Origin of the sequence: Pseudomonas lini (genome assembly GCF_964063345.1) — a bacterium.
GTDB lineage: Bacteria > Pseudomonadota > Gammaproteobacteria > Pseudomonadales > Pseudomonadaceae > Aquipseudomonas > Aquipseudomonas lini_B.
The window spans coordinates 6,398,352-6,421,227 of sequence record NZ_OZ061318.1 but is presented as its reverse complement, the minus strand read 5'-3'; the positions used below and the strand labels follow the sequence as shown (position 1 = coordinate 6,421,227).

Annotated in this window: 21 protein-coding genes; 18 read left to right on the top strand and 3 right to left on the bottom strand. The window is 59.7% G+C overall.

Going from position 1 to position 22,876, the window contains the following annotated elements; genetic code table 11:
- Positions 1 to 16: 16 nt before the first annotated feature.
- A complete protein-coding gene (locus tag AB3226_RS29160; protein ID WP_367375616.1) occupies positions 17 to 649 on the top strand; it encodes a response regulator in 633 nt (210 codons plus the stop codon).
- A 7-nt stretch (positions 650 to 656) separates the two neighbouring features.
- On the opposite strand, the gene AB3226_RS29155 is transcribed toward AB3226_RS29160, so the two are convergent.
- Positions 657 to 1,178 (bottom strand): transporter suffix domain-containing protein, encoded by a 522-nt coding sequence (locus tag AB3226_RS29155; protein ID WP_367375615.1) that lies wholly within the window; start codon positions 1,176 to 1,178, stop codon positions 657 to 659.
- A gap of 355 nt (positions 1,179 to 1,533) precedes the next feature.
- On the opposite strand from AB3226_RS29155, the gene AB3226_RS29150 reads away from it, so the two are divergent.
- The 3 genes from AB3226_RS29150 to AB3226_RS29140 are packed head-to-tail and all read left to right on the top strand — an operon-like array spanning position 1,534 to position 5,238.
- On the top strand, positions 1,534 to 3,066 hold the full coding sequence (locus AB3226_RS29150; RefSeq protein ID WP_367375614.1) for an efflux transporter outer membrane subunit: 1,533 nt from the start codon (positions 1,534 to 1,536) through the stop codon (positions 3,064 to 3,066).
- On the top strand, positions 3,063 to 4,202 hold the full coding sequence (locus tag AB3226_RS29145) for an HlyD family secretion protein (RefSeq protein WP_367375613.1): 1,140 nt from the start codon (positions 3,063 to 3,065) through the stop codon (positions 4,200 to 4,202). The genes AB3226_RS29150 and AB3226_RS29145 overlap by 4 nt, the downstream gene beginning before the upstream one ends.
- The gene (locus tag AB3226_RS29140; protein ID WP_367375612.1) at positions 4,192 to 5,238 is read left to right on the top strand and encodes a DUF2955 domain-containing protein; all 1,047 of its coding nucleotides are present in this window, start codon (positions 4,192 to 4,194) and stop codon (positions 5,236 to 5,238) included. Before AB3226_RS29145 ends, AB3226_RS29140 begins: the two co-directional genes overlap by 11 nt.
- Here the strand turns inward: AB3226_RS29140 and AB3226_RS29135 are convergent.
- Both AB3226_RS29135 and AB3226_RS29130 read right to left on the bottom strand, forming a co-directional pair.
- Positions 5,228 to 5,533 carry a hypothetical protein gene (locus AB3226_RS29135; RefSeq protein ID WP_367375611.1) on the bottom strand — a complete coding sequence of 102 codons (306 nt, stop codon included), beginning with the start codon at positions 5,531 to 5,533 and terminating at the stop codon, positions 5,228 to 5,230. The genes AB3226_RS29140 and AB3226_RS29135 overlap by 11 nt on opposite strands.
- Positions 5,530 to 6,456: a helix-turn-helix domain-containing protein gene (locus tag AB3226_RS29130; protein ID WP_367375610.1), complete on the bottom strand. Its 927-nt coding sequence runs from the start codon at positions 6,454 to 6,456 to the stop codon at positions 5,530 to 5,532. The genes AB3226_RS29135 and AB3226_RS29130 overlap by 4 nt, the downstream gene beginning before the upstream one ends.
- Before the next feature lie 160 nt (positions 6,457 to 6,616).
- Here AB3226_RS29130 and AB3226_RS29125 point away from each other — a divergent pair, with 160 nt between their 5' ends.
- From AB3226_RS29125 to AB3226_RS29060, 14 genes are all read left to right on the top strand, one after another.
- A complete protein-coding gene (locus AB3226_RS29125; RefSeq protein WP_367375609.1) occupies positions 6,617 to 7,975 on the top strand; it encodes a glutamine synthetase family protein in 1,359 nt (452 codons plus the stop codon).
- 124 nt (positions 7,976 to 8,099) lie between these two features.
- Positions 8,100 to 9,188: a polyamine ABC transporter substrate-binding protein gene (locus AB3226_RS29120; protein WP_367375608.1), complete on the top strand. Its 1,089-nt coding sequence runs from the start codon at positions 8,100 to 8,102 to the stop codon at positions 9,186 to 9,188.
- Positions 9,185 to 10,486: an NAD(P)/FAD-dependent oxidoreductase gene (locus AB3226_RS29115; RefSeq protein ID WP_367375607.1), complete on the top strand. Its 1,302-nt coding sequence runs from the start codon at positions 9,185 to 9,187 to the stop codon at positions 10,484 to 10,486. Before AB3226_RS29120 ends, AB3226_RS29115 begins: the two co-directional genes overlap by 4 nt.
- 285 nt (positions 10,487 to 10,771) lie before the next feature.
- Positions 10,772 to 11,368, top strand: a complete 597-nt coding sequence (locus AB3226_RS29110; protein ID WP_367375606.1) for a paraquat-inducible protein A — start codon at positions 10,772 to 10,774, stop codon at positions 11,366 to 11,368.
- Positions 11,365 to 12,033, top strand: coding sequence for a paraquat-inducible protein A (locus AB3226_RS29105; protein WP_367375605.1), 669 nt, complete (start codon positions 11,365 to 11,367; stop codon positions 12,031 to 12,033). Before AB3226_RS29110 ends, AB3226_RS29105 begins: the two co-directional genes overlap by 4 nt.
- Positions 12,014 to 13,669 carry an intermembrane transport protein PqiB gene (locus AB3226_RS29100; RefSeq protein ID WP_367375604.1) on the top strand — a complete coding sequence of 552 codons (1,656 nt, stop codon included), beginning with the start codon at positions 12,014 to 12,016 and terminating at the stop codon, positions 13,667 to 13,669. Before AB3226_RS29105 ends, AB3226_RS29100 begins: the two co-directional genes overlap by 20 nt.
- A gap of 17 nt (positions 13,670 to 13,686) precedes the next feature.
- On the top strand, positions 13,687 to 14,241 hold the full coding sequence (locus tag AB3226_RS29095; RefSeq protein ID WP_367375603.1) for a membrane integrity-associated transporter subunit PqiC: 555 nt from the start codon (positions 13,687 to 13,689) through the stop codon (positions 14,239 to 14,241).
- 80 nt (positions 14,242 to 14,321) lie between these two features.
- Positions 14,322 to 15,566 carry an MFS transporter gene (locus tag AB3226_RS29090; RefSeq protein ID WP_367375602.1) on the top strand — a complete coding sequence of 415 codons (1,245 nt, stop codon included), beginning with the start codon at positions 14,322 to 14,324 and terminating at the stop codon, positions 15,564 to 15,566.
- 80 nt (positions 15,567 to 15,646) lie between these two features.
- Complete coding sequence (locus tag AB3226_RS29085) at positions 15,647 to 16,162, top strand: sigma-70 family RNA polymerase sigma factor (protein ID WP_367375601.1); 516 nt, start codon at positions 15,647 to 15,649, stop codon at positions 16,160 to 16,162.
- The gene (locus AB3226_RS29080; protein ID WP_367375600.1) at positions 16,163 to 17,140 is read left to right on the top strand and encodes a FecR domain-containing protein; all 978 of its coding nucleotides are present in this window, start codon (positions 16,163 to 16,165) and stop codon (positions 17,138 to 17,140) included.
- Between the two features lie 247 nt (positions 17,141 to 17,387).
- Entirely contained in the window at positions 17,388 to 19,820 is a 2,433-nt protein-coding gene (locus AB3226_RS29075; protein WP_367375599.1) for a TonB-dependent siderophore receptor, read from the top strand.
- Positions 19,821 to 19,883: 63 nt separating this feature from the next.
- The gene (locus AB3226_RS29070; protein ID WP_367375598.1) at positions 19,884 to 21,068 is read left to right on the top strand and encodes an ABC transporter substrate-binding protein; all 1,185 of its coding nucleotides are present in this window, start codon (positions 19,884 to 19,886) and stop codon (positions 21,066 to 21,068) included.
- Complete coding sequence (locus AB3226_RS29065; RefSeq protein WP_367375597.1) at positions 21,065 to 22,126, top strand: FecCD family ABC transporter permease; 1,062 nt, start codon at positions 21,065 to 21,067, stop codon at positions 22,124 to 22,126. The genes AB3226_RS29070 and AB3226_RS29065 overlap by 4 nt, the downstream gene beginning before the upstream one ends.
- Complete coding sequence (locus tag AB3226_RS29060) at positions 22,120 to 22,875, top strand: ABC transporter ATP-binding protein (protein WP_367375596.1); 756 nt, start codon at positions 22,120 to 22,122, stop codon at positions 22,873 to 22,875. The genes AB3226_RS29065 and AB3226_RS29060 overlap by 7 nt, the downstream gene beginning before the upstream one ends.
- The last annotated feature ends 1 nt before the right edge of the window (position 22,876 follow it).

Sequence of the window (22,876 nt, the reverse complement as noted above, 5' to 3'; positions counted from 1 at the left end):
AGAGTGAATGCCTGCGATGAACCTGCCCTACCCGATCCGCGTCGCCCTGGTCGACGATCACTCCCTGGTCCGCGACGGAATCAAATCGCTGCTGGCGGTCATGGCGCAGCTGGAAGTGGTGGGAGAAGCCGAGAATGGCGTCGATGCCATCGAGATGGTCGGGCGCTGCCAGCCGGATCTGTTGCTGGTCGACATCAGCCTGAAGGACATCAACGGCCTCGAGCTGACCCGGTTGTTACGCAGTCAGTACCCGTCGCTCAAAGTGCTGGTGCTGAGCATGTACGACAACTATGAATACGTGAGTGAGTCCGTTCGCTCGGGTGCCAGCGGCTATGTGCTGAAGAACGCGCCTTCACGGGAAATCATCGCGGCGATCGAAGCCATTGTCAGTGGCGGGACGTTCTACAGTGCCGAGATCGCACAGCGGCTCATCGCCGATAAAACTACCGACAACGAACTCACTCCGCGCGAAAGCCAAGTGCTATACAAAATGGCTCAGGGGCTGAACAACAAGGAAATGGCTCGCGAACTGGACATCAGTGTCCGGACAGTAGAAACCCATCGCCTGAGCATTCGTCGCAAGCTCAACATCGACAAACCCGCGGCCCTCGTAAAGTACGCCATCGATCACGGGATTATTTCGCGCTAGAGGCGATTTACACCGTACTGGTATGAACGACTTTTGCCGTGCGAATAAACAAGGCGCGAACCTTGTCCCAGAAATTCCCGCCCAGTACGAAAAAGCTGCCGATCAACATGGCATCGCCCAGCGCCTGGGCCTGCCAGAGATTCGGTCTCAGCCCCGGCCAAAGAGTGTCTATGTAAGGTTCGAGAAATCCCGAGATCAGCGGCAGGCAAAACATCACCAGGCCAATTCTATGGCGAGCCGGGCCTACTTCCACGTCTGCCGGTGCAAGCTTGGAGACGTAACCAAACATGCTGCGTTTGAGTTGCTGAAAACCGGATTTCCCCATAACGGCAATGGCGAGAATCAACAGAATCTTGTTACTGATAAACAAAACACCTGTCAGTGCCGCGATCTTTGAGCCCGGCACATCCGCTGCGGCAGCGAGAGGCACCATCAGCCACGATCCCAGCATCAAACAGATAATCGCGATGCCCAGTTTGAAGCGCCAACCAGCGGAACTAGGTGCATTGTCATCCTGAGGGTTGCTCATGGTCTTCTTAACCTTCTTTTCTGGCCGCAATTGATAGATCTTCAGAAGCGTAGCAGTTGGTCGATCCCTTGATCATTCAACATGACCTCGTATTTGTCCGAGCTGTACTAACCTAAGCGAACCGGTTCAAGCCCTAAGACGCAGAACCTGTGGGAGCGTGGCTTGCCCGCGAAGAACGATGACGCGTAGTACCTGAAAAACCGCGGTGCATTCTTCGCGGGCAAGCCACGCGCCCACAGGATTTGCATAACTAAAGCTCTTAACTTATCGGCATTGGCTCAAGCCCAATAACCAGGGCATTCAATATTGGGGACGCTAGGATGACGTTTTCCCGTGACCTACTTGCAGTGCAGCAATGCTGACCTGTTCGGGTCGGCTGCTTCTGCTGGTCGCCCTTGGCCTTGGCGGCTGTGTCCGTCTGGGGCCGGATTTTCAAGCCCCCGGCGAGGCCTGGACAAAACTCTGGAGCAGCCCCGCGCTTGAGCAGGCCAGCCAACGAAGCGTGAATCCCGACCTTCGCCAGTGGTGGCAAGTGTTCGTCGACCCGGTCCTCGACGCCCTGATCGCCGAATCGGATGCGCACAATTCAGACCTGAAAATCGCCGGCCTTCGCGTCATGGAAGCCCGTGCCCGGTTGGGTATTGCGCAAAGCGGACGCTATCCGCAACTGCAACAGGCCAGCGCCGACAGCCTGTACTTCAACCGCAAGCAATCCGGCGGCAACAACCCACAAGACAGCCACTTCTGGCAACACAGCGCGGGTTTTGACGTCGGTTGGGAACTGGACTTCTGGGGACGCTTCAGTCGAGCCATCGAATCGTCCGATGCCAGTTATTTCGCGGCTCAAGCCAACTATGAAGACGTACTCGTATTGCTGCGTGCTCAGGTGGCCGACACCTACTTTTCGTTGCGCACCACCGAAGCACGTTTACGCGTCGCCCGAGAAAACGCCGAACAGCAAAAGCGCAACTTTGAGATCACCGAAAAACTGTTCAACAGTGGCCAGAGCGCCGAACTCGACTTGCAACAAGCCAAGACCCAATACCTGGGCACCTTGAGCAGCATTCCGGATTTTGAGGCCCAAGTACTGCGCACCCGCAACGCGTTGGCCGTGCTGATCGGCCGGCCACCCAGCGCCCTGCCCCAATTGCTCGAAAACCAGGGGCTGATCCCGCTGGTGGACCGAGCCGTACTGCAAGATGTGCCGGCCAGCCTGTTGTTGCGTCGTCCGGACGTGCGCGCCGCCGAGTTCAATGTCGCCGCCCAGTCGGCGCTGATCGGTGTGGCGCAAACCGACTTCTACCCGTCGCTGACCTTGCTGGGCAGTATTGTCTGGACCACCGATACGTTGAGCGGCACCTCCAACAGCCTGGACCTGATCGGCGGCCCCAGTTTGCGCTGGAACCTGTTTGACCACGGCCAGATCAGCAACAACGTGCGTGTACAGGATGCGCGGTTGCAGCAGCTGATTGAGGTTTACCGCGATAAAGTCCGCCAGGCCGCACGAGAGGCCGATGATGCCGCCAGCAGCCTGATCAAATCACTGGAACGCGAGCGCATCCTGGGTGAAGCGCAGGTCGCCGCCAAGCGTTCGTTGAGCCTGGCCAACACTCAATACCGGGAAGGTTACTCGGACTTCCAGCGCGTGCTGGATGCTCAACGCGCATTGCTCGAACAGCAGGACAATTACCTGCTCAGCCGCAGCAATGCCGTGAGCAACCTGATCGCCCTGTACAAAGCCCTTGGCGGTGGGTGGTACAGCGCGCAGCCGACAGTCGATCAAAACACTCGTCAGCAAATGGAACAACGCACCGACTGGGGCAACCTGCTGAATGAGCCGGCCCCTTCACAAGCCTCCTATCCCGTGCCAGAAGGTCCAAGCCGATGACTGAACCGTCTCCGCCCGTCACTGAGGCGCCCTCCCCCAAGGCGCCCGAGCCTGCTGCCGATCCCGCAAAAAAGGGCATCAAATGGGTGATGCTGCTGATCGTATTGAGCCTGGCCTGGTATTTGTTGGCTGACCGCTTCACGCCGTATACGCAACAGGCTCGGGTGGGAGCCTTTGTCATTCCGGTGGCATCCGAAGTGGCCGGCCGGGTAGTCAGCGTGAATGTGCGCAATAATCAAGACGTCAAGGCGGGCGATGTGCTGTTTGAGGTGTATCAGCAGCCCTATCAAATCGCCGTCGACCGCGCACGTGCCGACCTGGAGTCTACCCGCCGCCAGATCGGTGCCAGCACTGCCGGTATTGCCTCCGCGCAGGCCTCGTTGCGAGCGGCCCAGGCCAACGAACTCAGGGCTCGGCAGGATAACGAACGCCTTGAAGGCTTGTACCGCGAAGACCGGGGTACCATTTCCGTGCGCCTGCTCGAAGTCTCTCGGGCCAGCCGTGAACAGGCCGTCAGTCAGGTCGCCGCAGCCCGTGCCGAAGTTCAGCGGGCACGGGAACAGGAAGGCGGCAGCGAGGAAGACAACGCGCTGTTACGTAGCGCAGCCACGGCGTTGTCAAAAGCCGAGCTGGACTTGTCCAACACGCAGATTCGTGCGCGGTCAGCGGGACTTGTCACCGATCTGCGCACCGATGTCGGACAGTTCGCCACTGCCGGCAGCCCGGTCATGACCCTGATTGCCATCCACGATGTGTGGATCAGCGCGGACATGACCGAAAACAACCTCGGTCTGGTCGAGGTCGACACCCCTGTTTCGATCGTTCTGGATGCCCTGCCGGGAAAGGTTTTCGAGGGCCGTGTGCGCAGCGTCGGCTATGGCGTCAGCGTCGGTCAGAGCACTGCGCCCGGCAGCCTCCCCAGCGTACAGAACAGTCGTGACTGGCTGCGTCCGGCCCAGCGTTTTCCGGTGATCATCGAGTTTTCCGAGGACTCAAGGAAAACGCTGTTCGACAGTCGCGCCATCCGTGCCGGTGGGCAGGCTGAAGTCATGGCGTTTCCTACCCAAGGCAACCCACTGAACCCGCTTGGGCGTCTGTTTGTAGGGCTAATGAGCTGGCTGAGCTATGCCTATTAAGGGCGTGCCTACTCAGCGCACGCCCCGTGTTCAACGGGCGTTGCGTCTCGCCACGGGCACGGCGCTATGCCTGGCCATCAGCTTCGGCCTGGCGCTGCCGATTCCCTTTATTTCGCCAGTGCTCGCCGTGTTGCTATTGGCCTCGCTCAATCGGCCTTTGCCGTTCAAGGCCGGGCTGGTGCTTGCGGTCGCTGCGATGTTAACCACCGGCGTCGGCCTATTGTTGATTCCGATCCTGCGTTATTACCCGATTACCGGCGTGCTGCTAATCGGAGTCAGTCTGTTCCTGGCATTTGGCTTTGGCCTGCGCGGCGGCAACACCTTGATCATGACCTTCCTGATCATTGGCCTGACCATGATTTCCTCGGCCGGCGTCGCCGAGTTCGATCTGGCGATGATGGTCATTGGTGCCTTGGTCTTGGGCTTGATCCTTGCCGTCATCGTCGTGGCGTTCAGTCACTGGTTGTTCCCCGAACCGGCCAATGCACCCTCCCCACCCGCCGCCAGCGCTCTGCCGGCGCAGGAAGTGAGCCGGGTTGCACTGCGTGCCACCTTGATCGTTATGCCGGCATTTCTGTTGGCGCTGATTGACCCCAGCTATCTGCCAATCATTTTGAAAGCGGTCAGCCTTGGCCAACAGAGTTCGACGACAACGGCGCGAAGCGCTGGTCACGAATTGCTCGGTTCGACTTTCATGGGGGGGCTGTTGGCTATTATGTTCTGGTGCGCGCTCAGCCTGTTTGTGCACCTGTGGATGTTCTTTCTGTGGATGCTCCTGTTCGGCTTGCTGTTGGCCCGCAAGCTCTATGCCCTGAGCCCGACCCGACAAACCCCGGGGTTCTGGCTCAACAGCCTGATCACGCTGATCATCCTGCTGGGCCAGTCGGTTCAGGACAGCCTCGCCGGCAAGGATGTCTATACCGCCTTCGTCGTGCGCATGGGATTGTTTATCGCGCTCACGCTCTATGCCTTGCTGATGGTTCATCTACTCGATCAGCGGCAGCGTAATCCAGCCGTCACTCAGCTCACGGAGTGACCTGATAACCCCGCCCTTGCAGGCAGCCGTGATCGTGCTGTTTCACATCGTCCTTGACCGGCTCATAAAACTCGTCATGTTGACGACCTGGTACCTGCGTAGCATCCACCGCAGCACCCTCCGAGGCTGGCGGGCTTGAGGTGCTCTGGCTCGCCGTGACGTTGCTGCAATCATTGATGTCCAGCTGGATTTGTTGCGAGTTCTGCCCGTTCAAGGGCACGACCGTTTCGGCCTGAACCTGCGTGTAGACCATCAACATGACGGCACACAGGCTGAAAGACGATATCCGACTCATGATGATCTCCGACACGGTCCACTGTGTTTGCGGGCCAGCGTTTGACTGGGAAGTTCCTGGAACAACGCTCGATAACTGCTGGAAAACCGCCCCAAATGCCAGAACGACCCATCCATCGCCACTTGCGCGACCGTCGTTTCCCCAGCCGTTCGTTTGAGCAATTCGCGGCGCGCGCTGTTGAGCCGACGCAAGCGCAACCAATGCGTGGGTGTCATTGCGGTATACGCCTTGAACGCATGCTGCAACTGGCGCAGCGAAACCCCGGCCACCTGGGATAGCTCCAGCAAATTGAGGGTTTCTTCCGGTGTATCGGCGGCCCATTCGGCGACGCACTTCATGATCGTTCGCTCTTGCGCCCGACGCTGCAAACCTGCGCGATCAAGGCACACACAGGCGTTATCGAGGATGTACAAACAGTCCTCCAATAATTGCTGGGTCAACGCCTCTTTGCTCGGCGGATCCAGCGTCTGCGTCAGCCGCGTCAACGTCCCGCTCAACCAGCGGCTGAACAGCGCGTTCTGGCCTGAATTGAGCGGCGACATGAACAAGCCTTCGAGCCGCGCCACGTCCAGGCCATGCCGCTGAACGAACTCCGGACCGAACACCACGGCGATTTCCTGGTAGTTCTCCGGGGTGATCCAGATATTGCGGCTTTCACCATTCAACACATACAGCGAGTTGTCATTGCGATCGAAACAGAACGCCAGCGCGCCTTCCGGAGCGCTGAAGTTCTGCTCGACCCGGGTGTTCATCTGTTCCTCGTAAATCTCTACGCCTTGCAAGTCCAGATAGCGCACCCGCCCGGCGAAATGCCCCGGGGACATCTGCTGATAGTGCTGCACCCAACCCGGTGTGGCGCGGATTTGCTCGGCCACGTCGGCGGTGTTGAACGCTTGGACCTGTAACGGATTGCACGCTGTCATGGGGCGCCTTACGCACTCTTTTGGTGCGCTTTGTGCTGTTTAAAGTGGATAGATGGAACGGCAAGGCTCACCCAAGATAGTCGTCAACGCGCTACAGGGGAAGTGTTCGGTGGATGAAGCCGCTTTCCCCGGCGTCAATAAAACCAACAACGAGGTCTTTATGAATGTCCCTTTCGATCAGCTGCTCACGTGGCTGAAAGATCACAAGATTACCGAGGTCGAGTGTGTGGTCAGCGACTTGACCGGCATTGCTCGCGGCAAGATTGCACCCACCAACAAGTTCCTGCATGAGCGAGGCATGCGCCTGCCGGAAAGTGTGCTGTTGCAAACGGTAACCGGGGACTTTGTCGACGACGACATCTACTACGACCTGCTCGATCCGGCTGACATCGACATGGTCTGCAAGCCCGTCGCCGACGCGGTTTACGTCATTCCATGGGCCATCGAGCCGACTGCCATCGTGATCCACGACACGTTCGACAAGTTCGGCAATCCCATCGAACTGTCGCCACGCAACGTGCTGAAAAAAGTCCTGAAACTCTACACCGACAAAGGCTGGAAACCGATTGTCGCCCCGGAAATGGAGTTCTACCTGACCCAGCGCTGCGAAGACCCGGACTTGCCGCTCAAGGCGCCACTGGGACGCTCGGGCCGTGCGGAAAGCGGTCGTCAGTCGTTTTCCATCGACGCCGCCAACGAGTTCGACCCACTGTTTGAAGACGTCTACGACTGGTGCGAACTCCAGGGCCTGGACCTCGACACGCTGATCCATGAGGACGGCCCGGCGCAGATGGAAATCAACTTCCGTCACGGCGACGCGCTCGATCTGGCGGACCAGATCACCGTGTTCAAACGCACCCTGCGCGAAGCGGCACTCAAGCACAATGTCACTGCGACCTTCATGGCCAAACCCATCGGCGACGAACCCGGCAGCGCCATGCATATCCATCAAAGCGTGGTGGACATCGCCACTGGCCAGCCGATTTTCGCCGATGCCGACGGGCAGATGAGCGAGCTGTTCCTGCACCACATCGGCGGCTTGCAAAAGTACATTCCCAAAGTGCTGCCGATGTTTGCGCCCAACGTCAATTCGTTCCGCCGCTTCCTGCCGGACACCTCGGCGCCGGTCAACGTTGAATGGGGCGAAGAAAACCGCACCGTCGGCCTGCGCGTACCGACCTCCACCCCGGACGCCATGCGCGTGGAAAACCGCTTGCCGGGCGCCGACGCCAACCCTTATCTGGCGATTGCTGCGAGCCTGCTGTGCGGTTATCTGGGGATGATCGAAAAGGTCGAACCGAGCGCCGCAGTGCAGGGCCGTGCCTACGAGCGGCGCAATCTTCGCCTGCCGATCACCATCGAGGACGCACTGACGCGCATGGAAGAGTGCGAAACCATCGAGCGCTATCTGGGCAGCAAATTCGTCCGGGGTTATGTCGCGGTCAAACGCGCCGAACACGAAAACTTCAAGCGCGTGATCAGCTCCTGGGAGCGTGAGTTCCTGCTGCTCAGCGTCTGATTCCCTGTGGGAGCGGGCTTGCCCGCGAAGAGGCCTGCACATTCGACATCATCGTTGACTGACAGACCGCTATCGCGGGCAAGCCCGCTCCCACAAAAAACCAATAATTAGAAGAGGTGTCGATATGCGTCTAATGAAATCCGTGGTTCCGGTCGCGCTGACGTTGCTGTTCAGCGCCACTGCGCAAGCTCAGTCAAGCGTGAGCGTCTACAACTGGACCGATTACATCGGCGAGACCACCCTCGCCGACTTCCAGGCAAAAACCGGGACCAAGGTGATCTACGACGTATTCGATTCCAACGAAACCCTGGAGGGCAAACTGCTCGCCGGCCGCACGGGTTATGACGTGGTGGTGCCCTCCAACCATTTCCTCGCGCGCCAGGTGAAGGCCGGCGCGTTCCTCAAACTGGATCGCTCGCAGCTGCCTAACTGGAAAAACCTAGACCCGAAACTGCTGGCCTTGCTGGAAAAAAACGATCCGGGTAATGAACATTCGGTGCCGTACCTGTGGGGCACCAACGGCATTGGCTACAACGTCGACAAGGTCAAGCAAGTGCTGGGCATCGACCACATCGATTCCTGGGCGGTGTTCTTCGAACCGGAGAACCTGAAGAAGCTCAGCCAGTGCGGCGTGTCGATGATGGATTCGGCGGATGAAGTGTTCCCGGCAGTCTTGAACTACATGGGCATGGACCCACGCAGCGAAAATCCCGCGGACTTTAAAAAGGCCGAAGCCAAGCTGATGACCCTCCGGCCTTACATCACCTATTTCCATTCATCCAAGTACGTGTCGGACCTGGCCAACGGTGACATCTGCGTCGCGTTCGGCTATTCGGGCGATGTGTTCCAGGCGGCGAACCGCGCCAAGGAAGCGAAGAATGGCGTGAACATCGCCTACTCGATCCCGAAGGAAGGCAGCAATCTGTGGTTCGACCTGTTGGCGATTCCTGCCGACGCCAGCAACCCGAAAGAGGCGCACTCGTTCGTCAACAACCTGCTGGATCCACAGGTAATCGCCAAGGTCAGCGCCTCGGTCGGTTACGCCAATCCGAACCCGGCGGCCAAACAATACATGGACCCGGAGCTGGTCAATAATCCAGAGGTCTATCCTCCTCAGGAAGTCCTCGACAAACTCTACATCTCCACCACCCCGCCCCAGCCGATCATGCGTCTGATGACCCGCTCCTGGAGCAAAGTGAAGTCCAACCAATGAATCAGTACGACAACGAACACGCTCATTCCTATTACGCTGCATCGGCGAAGGGCATGACACCCTACCCCACGCTGGACTCGGATCTTGAGGCCGATGTCTGCGTGGTGGGCGGCGGTTTTACCGGGGTCAACACCGCGATTGAACTGGCGCAGCGTGGGCTTTCGGTGATTCTGCTGGAAGGACGGCGGATCGGCTGGGGCGCCAGCGGGCGTAACGGCGGGCAGCTGATTCGCGGCATCGGCCACGACGTCAGCGGTTTCGCCCGATATGTCGGTCAGGACGGCGTGCGCTATTTGGAGCGTGCAGGCATCGAGTCAGTGGAGTTGGTGGGCAACCGCATCCGCGAGCATGGGATCGATTGCGACCTGCGTTGGGGCTTCTGCGAGCTGGCCAACACCGCGGCGCAGTTCGCAGCGTTCAAGACTGAACTGCAAAGCCTCGCCGAACTGGGTTACCCCCATGAGACCCGACTTGTCGGCCCCGAGCAGATCCGCCAACAAGTGGTGGGCTCCGATGTTTATGCCGGCGGCCTGATCGACATGGGTTCGGGGCATTTGCATCCGCTGAATCTGGTGCTTGGCGAAGCGCGCCTTGCCGAATCCCTCGGGGTGCGAATATTCGAGCAAAACCCGGTGCTGGAGTTGATTCACGGCAGCACCGTGCAGGTTCGCTGCGCGGGCGGCACGGTGCGCGCCGGCAGTCTGGTGCTGGCCTGCAACGCGCACCTGGAGGAACTCGAACCACGCCTCAGTGGCAAGGTTTTACCAGCGGGCAGTTACATCATCGCCACCGAGCCTTTGGCACCTGAGGTTGCCGCCCAATTGATCCCGCAGAACCTGGCGTTGTGCGACCAGAAAGTCGGCCTCGATTACTACCGGCTCTCGGCGGATCGACGTTTGTTGTTCGGTGGTGCCTGCCATTATTCCGGGCGCGAGCCGGCGGACATTGGCGCTTATATGCGACCAAAAATGCTCAAGGTCTTCCCGCAATTGGCGGACGTGCGCATCGACTATCAATGGGGCGGCAAGATTGGCATCACCGCCAACCGCTTCCCTCAGGCCGGACGCTTGAGCCAGTACCCGAACGTGTTCTACGCCCAGGGTTATTCCGGTCATGGGCTGAACGTGACCCACTGGTGCGCGCGGTTGCTGGCTGAAGCGATTCATGCCGGGCACAGCAAGGGGCTGGACGTTTTCAGCGCTGTGCCGCACATGACCTTCCCCGGTGGCCGAGTCCTGCGCTCGCCGCTGCTGGCCCTCGGCATGTTCTGGTATCGCCTGCGCGAATTGCTCGGCTGAGATTCGTGGCAACGGTTTTACGCATACCTGTGGCGAGGGGGCTTGCCCCCGTTCGGCTGCGCAGCAGTCGTCGATATTTCTATATGCGGTATGCCTGACGGAATGCGCTGACAACATTTTGGGGCCGCTTCGCGACCCAACGGGGGCAAGCCCCCTCGCCACAAGTGCCCATCTGATCATGATGGGTCCAGTGCATCCTTGATCAGTCTTTTAATTTGCTCAATCGCAAGTCACTTCTATATTGAGGGAGTGCTCTGACTTTCCTGTTCCTGGCGAGTGCGGCCTATGGCTACGACTGACCAACTGATCATTTGCGAGCACTGCGACTGCGTGTATGAAAAAGTCACGCTCGCCAAACATCAAAAAGCCCTGTGCACCTGCTGCGGCGGCGTGCTCCAGCGTTATAACGGACTGTCGGTGGAGCAGCGTCTGGCCTTGGCCTTCACGGCAACGATGCTATGGATTTTCGCCAATTTCTATCCCGTCATGAGCATCAGCATGAAGGGCCTGAAAAACAGTGCCACGCTGTGGGACTCGGTATTGGCGTTGAGCCAGGGGCCGATCACCTTTATTGCGCTGGTGGCGGCGATATCCATCATCATCGCGCCGCTTTTTCAACTGGTGTTGCTGATCTGGGTCCTGAGCTTCGCCCTCGGGCATCGGCGCTCGCCCGGTTTCAAAGTGTGCATGCGCTGGCTGGAAACCCTCAGGCCCTGGAGCATGCTCGAAGTCTGTCTGCTGGGCGCAATGGTCGCGGTGTTCAAACTCGCAGGGTTGCTGGATGTCATACCCGGCATCGGCCTGTTTGCCCTGGCCGTTCTCAGCCTGCTGTTGATTCGCATCGCTGGGCGCGATGTCCGTGAACTGTGGGACATTTTATGAACAGCCCACCGCACGCCAGCGAACTCAACCTGTGCCTGTGCCACAGTTGCGGCCTGGCCTGCGACATAACCGACAACCCTCACGAATGCCCACGCTGTGGCGCGCCACTGCATGCCCGCAAAGCCAACTCACTGACCCGTACCTGGGCCTATCTGCTGGCCTCACTGGTGTTCTATATCCCGGCCAATCTGCTGCCGGTGATGAACACCAGTCTGTTCGGCAACGGGTCCGACAGCACCATCATGAGCGGTGTGCTGGAGTTCTGGGCACACGGTGCGTGGGACATTGCCCTGATCATTTTCATCGCCAGCATCGCGGTACCGGGCATCAAGTTCGTCGCCCTCTCCCTGCTGCTGATTACCGTGCAACGCGGCAGCCTTTGGGCGCGCAAGGAACGTTCGAAGCTTTACCGTTTCGTCGAGCTGATCGGCTACTGGTCGATGCTCGACGTGATTGTTGTCGCGCTGGTCGCAGCGTTGGTGAAATTCCAGGCCCTGGGCGATATCGAACCGCGCCTGGGTATTCTGTTTTTTGGTCTGGTGGTGGTGTTCACCATGCTGTCTGCCATGAGTTTCGATCCGCGGCTGATTTGGGATAAAGAGCGGGATAACCAGCGGCATAACCCACCAAACGAGGAGCTCACGGATGAAGTCGCAAGCCACTGACGGGCCGCAAGCCCCCGGCCAGGCCACTATCAAGACCCGTCGCTTCAGCGTTTCGCTGGTGTGGATCGTGCCGATCGTTGCGGTGCTGGTGGGGATCTCCCTGGTGATACACAACGTGATGCAGGAAGGTCCGACCATCACCGTCACGTTCAAGACCGGTAGCGGCCTTACGGCCAACAAGACCGAGGTCAAGTATCGCAACGTGGTCATCGGCCATGTCTCGGAAGTGAAGCTGAGCGACGATCAAAAAAGCGTTAACGCCACGATCAAACTCGACAAACAGGCTGAAAGCTTCACCCGCGAAGATTCGCAATTCTGGGTCGTGCGACCGCGCATTGGTGCTGGCGGCGTCTCGGGCATCGATACCCTGCTGTCGGGCGACTACATCGGCGCCGACATCGGCCAGGCCAATGCCCGTTCCAAACACTTCACGGGGCTGGAAAACCCTCCGCCCATTACCTATGGCGAACCGGGCAAGCGCTTCATGTTGCACACTCAGGACCTCGGTTCGCTGGATATCGGTTCCCCCGTCTACTACCGCAAGATCCCGGTCGGGCAAGTGGTCGCGTATGCGCTCGATGCCGACGGCAAAGGGGTGAACATCGAAATCTTCGTGCACTCGCCCAATGACGTCTACATCACCGAGAACACCCGGTTCTGGAACGCCAGCGGAATTGATGTGAACGTCGGCGCCAACGGTTTTGCGGTGAGTACCGAGTCCTTGTCGTCCTTGTTGGTGGGTGGCATCGCGTTTCGCGCACCGGAATACAGCCCCAACGATCAGCCGGCCAGCGAGAATAAAACCTTCGACCTGTTCGAGGATCCGCAAACCGCCCTCGCCCCGCCCCACGGTAAGGGGCAGTACTTGAGCCTGCGTTTCGATCAGGCCTTGCGTGGGCTCAAGATCGATGCACCGGTGGAATTTCTCGGCGTGGAATTCGGCAAAGTCGTGTCGATCAATCTGGATTTCGACGCGAAAAAACGCAGCTTTCCGCTCAATGTAGGCATCGTGATCTACCCGCAACGTCTCGGCCAGGCTCATGCAAAAATGCTCGAGGCCTTGAAGCATAATCCTGACGACGAAGCCGCTAGCATAAAGCTCATGGGCAGCTTCATCGAAAACGGCCTGCGGGCCCAGGCCCGTAGCGGCAATCTGTTGACCGGTCAGCTGTACATCGCGCTCGACTTCTACCCCAAAGCGGAGAAAGTCGTGTTCGACCCGACCGCTCGTCCCGTCATTGTCCCCACCATTCCTGGCAGCCTCGAACAGTTGCAGGAAAAACTGGAAGGCATGGTCAACAAGATCAACCAGCTGCCCATCGAACGCATCGCCGGCAACCTCGACAGCAACCTCGTCGAACTGCGCAAGGGCCTCGTACAGTTCAACGCCAGGACCCTGCCCGGCGTGCAGACCACCCTGGCGGACGTCAGCAAGACCTTGCAATCGGCCAGTTCGACCCTCGCCGACGATTCGCCGCAACGGGAACAACTGACTCAGACCCTGGACGAACTCGGACGCATGTCACGCTCACTGCGTGAACTCTCGGATTACCTGGGCCGGCATCCGGAATCACTGATTCGCGGTCGCCCGGATAATGCCGCGCCGATGGACTTGCAGCCGCCACCGCGCAACTGACCACAGGAGCAACACCCATGGCTTTTTCGCTGAAGATCACGCTGGTCACCGCGCTGTTGTTGCTTACCGCCTGCCGCAGCGATCCGATTCAGTTCCACACCCTGACCCCCGCCCAATTGAGTGGCGCAAGCAGCAGCGCGGAAATCCAGATCGAAAGCATCACGGTGCCGCCCCAGGTCGACCGCCCGCAGATTGTCATTCGCCAAGGCAACAGTGGCCTGGCGATCCTCGAAACCGAATGGTGGGCGGCAAGCCTGGTGGACGAATTGCGCAGCGCCCTGGTCGATCAACTGGTCAACAGTAACCCGCAACGCAGAGTGTCGTTGCGACTGGATGTACAACGCTTTGATTCAATTCCGGGTCAATACGCGTTGATCGACGTCAAATGGCGCCTGCGCAGCCTCGGCGCCGGTGATACCGCGCTGATCACCTGTCGCAGCACGTTACAGACTCCCTCCGGCCCGAGCATCGATGACCTGGTGGTCGCTCATCAGAACAATGTGAAACGGTTAGCTGCCGCTATCAGTCAGGCAGCAATCGGAGCTTCACGGGGCTGTCCGTCGGTCAAGTAGCGAGTGCGCAAGAAATGCCGGTGTGGTTTTCCCTCGATGGCAAAGCACGTAGGATGCCGCCCAACCACCGAGGCTGACCGATGTCCCATACAGGTACCCTTCAGGGTTCGAGCGTAAGAATCCTGATTTATCTTCTGTTCGCGATCCAGCTCATCTCCATGGGCGCGATGGAAATGAGCGGGCCGTTCTGGCCCGTCCACCTGCGTGGGCTGACGTCTTCAGAGTCGGTGTTCAGCTTCGCCAGCATCGCCGTCTACGTCGGGCCGATGCTGGGCATTATTCTGACCAGCGCATTCTGGGGCCGTATCGGCGACCGGTACGGCCATAAGTTGATGATGATCCGCGCCCTGGCCGGTTTGTCGTTGACCCAGCTCGGGTTGGCCCTCTTCAGCGATATCTGGGTGATCCTGCTCCTGCGCTTCTTGCAGGGCGCATTCGCCGGGTACATTGCCCCGGCCCAGGCTTACGGCGTCAGCATCGAAGCGCCTTCACGCCGGGCGCGGCTGTTTGCGATCCTGCAAATATCCACCAACGTCGGTTCGTTGCTCGGTGCCGTGGTCGGCGGGCTGATCCTCGATTACGCGACCTTTTTCTGGATCAACATTATTGCCTCGGCCCTCTGTGCGATCTGCACCGTGGTAGCGGCCGTGACCTTGCCGGATGTGCCACCGGTGAAAAAAACACCGGTGGTGGATGCCGCGGCACCGGTCAGCCGTTCAAGCAGCCTATGGCAACGTTCACCACTGCTGTCGTTACTGAGCGTGATGGGGATTCTGTTGCTGGCGCGAATGCTGCCACAGACTTCGTTCTCGCTGTATGTCAGCTCGGTGTTCGAGGTCAGCAACTCGGTGGTTGGCCTCTGCTACGGCTTGCTGGCCCTGGGGTTCATCATCTCGGCCACGCCGTGGTCGCGCTACTTCGAACACCTAAGCCGGCAGGAAACCCTGCACCGCATCACCTACATTGTTATCGGTTGCGTCGCTCTGACCGCTGTGGCCGGCATCACCCGCAACCCGGCGGTGTTTGTCATTGCCTACTTCGTGTGGGGCGTGCTGCTGGGGGCGACGACGCCGGTGCTGATGGCACTGATCTCGAAAACCGCCGACAGCTCACAGCAGGGTTATGTGCTGGGGATTGCCCAAAGCACCGCGCAGTTTGCCTCCATCGCGGGCATCTCGGCCGGTGGTTTGCTCAGCCAGGTTTATGGCTTGCAGTACACCTACCTGTTTGTTTGCCTGGCCTACGTGGTTGCACTGATTCCGATTGTCGCCCTGCGCTATCGGCCGGTGGTGATGCAGCCGAGCCAGGTGCCCCCCGGCGACTGATCCAGCAGACCCCTCTTGCGCCGCAGGGTCACAGTCAACTAGGATTGGGAATACTTCTCAATCGCTAAAAATTATCATCCATGAGCGATACCCTGCCCGCGACCCACAACAATCATCTGCGCATGATCGAGGCCCTGTACAGCGGCCATCACGGCTGGCTGTACGCCACGCTGCGCAAAAAACTGGGCAACGCCATGGATGCGGCTGATCTTGCACAGGACACCTTCACTCGCATACTCGCTTCCCGCGTCGCGGTCATTGAGCAGCCTCGGGCTTACCTGAGCTGCGTGGCCAAGGGCATTCTGGTCAATTGGTATCAGCGCAAGGCGCTCGAACGCGCCTACCTGGATGCCTTGGCGTTGCTGCCCGCGCCTGAGGTGCCCTCCCCCGAACTGCGTTTCATGGTGCTGGAAACCCTGCACGAAATAGACGCGATGCTCGACTCCCTGTCGCCGCTGGTGAAGCGTACGTTCTTGCTGTCGCAGATCGGCGGGCTGAAATACGAGGAGATCGCCACGCAACTGGGCGTCTCGCTGATTACCGTCAAGCGCTACATGAAGCAGGCCTTCGTACAATGCCTGATGCTGGTGGAATGAATGTCGACTCGCCACAGTGACGCGCAAATCGACCCGCGAATTATTGAAGAAGCCGCCGAATGGCTGATGCGTCTGAACGAAAGTGACTTCAATGAAACCCAGCGAGCCGAATGGGAATGCTGGCGCGTCAGCAGCCCCGAGCGGCATCGCGCCTGGGCTCGTGCGCAATTGCTGCAAAGCAAGCTCGGCGGGCTGCCGCCGTCGCTGGCGATGTCGGCGCTGGATCGGCCGAGCAACCCTGAACGACGCACCGCTCTGGCAAAACTGGCGACCATCCTCGCGGTATTGCCCGCCGGCTGGGGCAGCTGGAAACTGGTGGAATCACAGCAATGGACGGCCGACTACCGGACTGCCGTGGGCCAACGTCGTGAAATGACCTTGGCCGACGGTTCGCACATCACCCTGAATACCGATACCGCCATCGACGTGCTGTTCGATGCTAACCAGCGACTGATCAACTTGCGCGAAGGCGAAATTCTGGTGCAAACCGCGCCGGATGTATTGCCCCAGGCCAGACCTTTTTTGGTCAGCACTCGTCAGGGGCGCATGCAGGCCTTAGGCACACGGTTTACCGTTCGCGAATGGCAGACCCGCACCCACCTTGCCGTGCTGGACGGTGCAGTCAGAGTCGAGTTGCCCCGTGACAGTCACGTCGCCCCATTGATCGTCAATGCGGGGCAACGCACCGATTTTTCCGCGCAAGCCTTTGGCCGGTTGAACCCGGTGGACAGCGCCGTCAGCGCCTGGGCTCAAGGCATGTTGATGGCGGACAACGTACGTCTGGCCGACTTCCTCGCCGAACTGGCGCGCTATCGCAAAGGCTTCGTGCGCTGCGATCCGGCCATTGCCGATCTGCGCATTTCCGGGGCCTTTCCCATCAGCGACACGCAACGCACCCTGAACATGCTCGTGCAAACGTACCCGGTGATCGCCACCGGGCATTTAAGCGGCTATTGGGTCACGCTTTCTCCCGCCTGAGCCTGTCTCACCTGTTCAGGACTAAACACACACCTGTGGGAGCGGGCTTGCCCGCGATGACGGCGGAAGATCCGATATTGATGTAACAGACATATCGTTATCGCGAGCAAGCCCGCTCCCACATGGAATCTGGGGGGGCACACAAAACGTACCGCAAAAAAAATTGCGGCGCAGGTGATACTTTTTTTGATCTCGACTGGCTAGGGAAGGAAGAACTTCTCAACCTCGTCGAAAGGGTCATCACTCCATGTTCGTTGCACGCCCTCAGTGTTCGGATCGCTCATTGAAACTGGCTGTCCGTAGCGCATTGCTAAGCCTTGCCCTGACCGGTGCCGCCAGCCCGTTTGCCTCGGCCGCCGCGCCGGTACAACAGGATGCCGCCGCCCCCCGCGCCTACAACATCGCGCCGGGGCCATTGGGTGCAACGTTGTCGAGATTTGCCGTGGACGCCGGCATTGCCCTGTCGTTTCAACCCTCGATGACCGAAGGCCTGACCAGCCCGGGCCTGTCGGGCACTTACTCGAAGCAGGAAGCGCTCAGCCGATTGCTGGCCGGCAGTGGCCTGGAAATCGTATTGCGCAATGACGGCAGCTACACCCTCGCACCGCGCCCGGCCGACAGTGCCGGCGGTTTGACCCTTGACGAAACCACGGTCAACGGCATCGACGCTCGCACCAACGGCCTGCCACCGGCTTATCCAGGCGGTCAGGTCGCTCGTGGTGGGCGCCTCGGCATGCTGGGCAACAAGGATGTGATGGACGCGCCCTTCAGCGTCAGCAACTACACCTCGGCACTGATGAAGGATCAGCAGGCAGTCACCGTGGCCGATGTGCTGGAGCGTGACTCTTCGGTGCGCTCCACAGGCCAGACCGGTGGCATCGTCGACTCGTTCTTCATCCGCGGCTTCCCGGTGGGTGAAGGCAACCTCGGTGAGTTGGCGTTTGACAGCGTGTACGGCGTAGCCCCCAACTATCGGGTGTTCACCGAGTACGCCGAACGCATCGAAGTGATTAAAGGGCCTGGCGCCCTGCTCTACGGCATGTCACCCAATAGCGGCGTCGGTGGCGTAATCAACGTGGTGCCCAAGCGTTCTCTCGATGAAGACCTGACCCGGTTCACCGCCAGCTATGCCATGGACTCGCAGATCGGCGGGCACGTCGACGTCAGTCGGCGCTTCGGTGAGGAACGCCAGTTCGGCGTGCGCATCAACGGCAGCACCCAGCAAGGCGACACCGCCATCGACGATCAATCCCGTGACGTCGATATCGGTTCGATCTCGCTGGATTATCAGGGTGAGCGACTGCGCACCACCTTGGACCTGATCAGCCAGAAGGAAGAATTCGACGGAGCGTCACGGCCGTTCCTCATTGCTTCCGGCGTGGACATTCCGTCCGCAGCCAATGGCCGGACCAACGTCAGCCAGGACTGGGGTTGGTCCGAAACCCGTGACAAATCGGCCTTGCTCGGTGCCGAGTACGACCTCAACGACGCCCTGACCGTGTTCGCCCACGCTGGCGGCGGCAAGTCGGATGTCGCGCGAATGTCCGACCAGACCCCGACTATCCTCAACAGCGCTGGCGATACGCGATCGGTTCCCGGCTATTACAAATTCGAAGTCGAGCGCTACACCGTCGATGCCGGTGCCCGCCTGCGCTTCGACACCGGCCCGATCAGCCACAGCACCACCGTGCAAGTCACCCGTTACCGTGACGAGTTGTCCAGGGGCATCAACTCCGGGCCGGCGGTTCTGTCGAACATGTATCACCCGGTCGACCGTGCGAAACCGTCGATTGCCAGCCCCGATGCGCTGAAAGTCTCCGAGACCGAACTGTCCGGCGTGGCCCTGGCCGACACCCTTTCGGTGATGGACGAACGCTTGCAGGTCACCCTCGGCCTGCGCAAGCAGAACATCCAGTCCGATAATTACAACACCGCCGGTGTGGTCACCACCTCATACGATGAAAGCGAAACCACGCCGCTGTTCGGGGTGGTGGTCAAACCCTGGGATCACGTTTCGTTCTACTACAACTACATCGAAGGCTTGAGCAAGGGCGACATCGCACCGGCTACGGCCTCGAACTCGGGTGAAATTTTCGCGCCTTATATCTCCCGCCAACAGGAAGTCGGGGTCAAGGTCGATTACGGCACCTTCACCTCCACACTCGCCCTGTTCCAGATCAAGAAGCCCAGCGGCGAACTGGCCAACGGCGTGTTCTCGGTGCAAGGCGAGCAACGCAACCGTGGCGTGGAGTTGAACGTGTTCGGTGAAATCGCCCAGGGCACGCGGCTGCTCGGTGGCGTGACCCTGCTCGACGCCGAACTGACCAAAACCGGCACTGCCGCCAATCGTGGCAACAAACCGGTGGGCGTACCCGAGGTTCAGGCCAACCTCTGGGCCGAATGGGACACCCCGTGGGTCGAAGGTTTGACGCTGACCAGCGGCGCGATCTACACCGGCAGCCAATACGTGAACCAGGCCAACACCCAGGAACTCGATCCATGGACCCGCTTCGATGTCGGCGCGCGTTACGCCACCCGCATCGCTGAACGCCCGACCACGTTCCGGGCGACGGTGCAGAACGTTTTCGATCGTGAGTACTGGTCCGGTGTCGCGTCTTACGGCGCGTTCTCCCAAGGTTCGCCGCGCACCCTGCAACTGTCGGCCACCGTCGATTTCTGAAAATGTTCAGTCCGAGCAGTGGCCTGAGCCGCTGCTCGGGTTGACCCTGTAAAGGCTTCAACCATGGCATCTGTTCATCGACACAGCCACGCCTTCGTTGCCCTGCTATTGGCCGGACTGCTGGGCGTGGCGTTGTTTTTTTCACTGGCAACGCGCAACGCGGTTGCCGCCGTTCAGGACCCTGCTGCAGTTACGGTGACAGACTTGCTGGGACGCAAGGTCAAGGTTCACCTGCCGGTCAGACGAGTGATTCTCGGTGAAGGTCGTCAGCTGTACCTGGTCGCCGCACTGGATACGCAGAATCCTATCGAGCGCATCGTCGGTTGGCGCAAGGATTTGATCCAGTCCGACCCGGACACCTACGGCGCCTACCTGCGCAAATTCCCCGACATCGCCAAGATCCCCACCTTCGGCGGCTTTGAAGAAGGCACGTTCGACATCGAGCAAGCAATCTCCCAGCAACCGGACGTGATTATCCTCAACATCGAAGCCCAACACGCCACCGAAGACGCCCGCTACATCGAGAAACTCGACGCCTTGGGCATTCCGGTGATCTATGTCGATTTTCGCAACAACCCGATGGCCAACACCGAACCGACCATGCGCCTGTTCGGCAAGCTGTTCGGCAAGGAAGCGCGCGCCGAGGCGTTCATTGATTTTCGCAACCAGCAGATCCGCCGCGTCACCGACGTCATCGAGGCCAGTCAAGCGCCGCGCCCCAACGTGTTCATCGAGCGTATCGGCGGTTACACCGACGACTGCTGCCTGAGTTTCGGCAATGAGAACTTCGGTCGTTTCGTCGAGATGGCCGGCGGCAACAACATCGCCAAAGGCATCATTGCGAGCACCTTTGGCCAGTTGAACCCTGAACAGGTGATTGTCGCCAACCCGGATCAAGTGGTCGTGACCAGCGCCAACTGGGAAACCTTTGCGCCCAGCGGGCGTTGGGTCGGCGTCGGCCCGGGCGCCGACCTCACAGAGGCCCGACGCAAACTGGCCTGGTACACCCAGCGCCCGGCCTATGCCGGGATCAAGGCTCAGGACACCCAGGCGTTTCATGCGATCTGGCACCAGTTCTACAACAGCCCTTACCAATTCGTGGCCATCCAGCAACTCGCCAAATGGTTTCACCCGACACTGTTTGCCGACCTCGATCCCGACGCCTCGTTTCGCGAACTGCATGAGCGATTCCTGCCGGTACCGTACGAGTCGGGTTACTTCGTCAGCCTGAAGGAGAGCCGTCAATGAGCTCCTTGGGCGAAGCGCAGATCGTACAGCGCGACACGTATCGTCAACTGGTGCTGCGCAAACGGCTGATCCTCACGGCGCTGGTGGTGTTGCTGGTGTGCAGCGTTTTGCTGGATCTGGCCCTCGGCCCCGCCAGTTACAGTTTGAGCGAAGTACTCAATGCGCTGTTTTCACCGGACACCGCGTCGGCGCAAGTGCGGGTGGTGATGTGGGAAATCCGTCTGCCGGTGGCGCTGATGGCGGTGGCGGTCGGCGCCGCGTTATCGCTGGCCGGCGCGCAGATGCAGACCATCCTCAACAACCCCCTCGCCAGCCCTTTCACCCTCGGTATTTCCGCCGCCGCCAGTTTTGGCGCGGCCATGGGCCTGGCCTTCGGCGTGGCGCTGTTTCCGTTGGCGGCGCAGTACATGGTGCCAGTGAATGCCTTCATCATGGCGATGCTGTCCGCGCTGCTGATCCACTTCCTGAGCATGCGCCGTGGCGTGACTGCAGAAACCATCGTGCTGCTCGGCATTGCGCTGGTGTTCACCTTTAATGCGCTGTTGGCGCTGGTGCAGTTTTTTGCCACCGAACAAGCCGTCGCGGCGGTGGTGTTCTGGACCATGGGCAGTTTGACCAAAGCCACCTGGCCAAAACTCGGGGTGATCTGCCTGGTGATTTTGATCACCCTGCCGATTTTCGCCAAACGTGCCTGGGCTTTGACCGCCCTGCGCCTGGGCGATGACAAGGCCGCGAGTTTCGGGATCAACGTACGCAGCCTGCGCTTTCAGACGTTGATCATGGTCAGCCTGCTCGCCTCGTTTCCGGTGGCGTTTGTCGGCACCATCGGCTTTATCGGGCTGGTCGGGCCGCACATTGCGCGGATGCTGATCGGCGAAGATCAGCGGTGCTTTTTACCCGCCTCGCTGCTGACCGGCTCGCTGATTCTGTCCGCCAGTTCAGTGGTCAGCAAAACCCTGATTCCGGGCGCGATATTTCCCATCGGCGTGGTCACTTCGCTGATCGGCGTGCCGTTCTTCATATCTCTGATTCTCAGCGGGAAGAAAAACTCATGGTGAAGATCCAGCTTGAGAACCTCGGCGCCCGCTACGGCCAGCGCGAGATCATTTGCGGCGTGACCACCGCGACCTTCACCGGCGGCCAAGTGGTCGCCGTGGTCGGGCCCAACGCGGCGGGCAAGTCGACCCTGTTCAAACGCATGGCGGGGCTGATCGATGGGCCAGGCCAAGTCATTCTGCAAGACTCGAAAAAAGGTTCACAAGGCATCAGCTACATGCCTCAAGGCCTGAATGCCAGCGCCCGCCTGACGGTTTACGAATCAGTACTGCTGGCACGCAAACAGCTGACGCCGGGATGGGTCGTGCACGACGACGAGTTGAAACTGGTGGACGAAATCCTCGGCGCGCTGGGGATCACCGAGCTGTCCTTTCGCAACCTCGGCGAACTCAGCGGCGGCCAGCAACAACTGGTGTCGATTGCGCAAACCCTGGTGCGCGAACCGGAAGTCTTGCTGATGGACGAACCGACTAGCGCCCTCGACATGCATCGGCAAGTGCAAGTGCTGAACTTCATGCGCGCACTGGCGCGCAAACGCGAGGTGATCGTGTTCATCGCGATCCACGACCTGAATCAGGCACTGCGCTTTGCCGATCAGGTGCTGGTCATCGCCAACGGCACCAGCCATGGCAGCGGGCCCAGCGATGAAGTGATCACTGAGCAGATGCTGCGCGAGGTCTACAAGGTCGAAGCGCGAATCGAGAAATGCAGCCGTGCCCAAAGCCACATTCTGATCGACGATATCGTCTGAA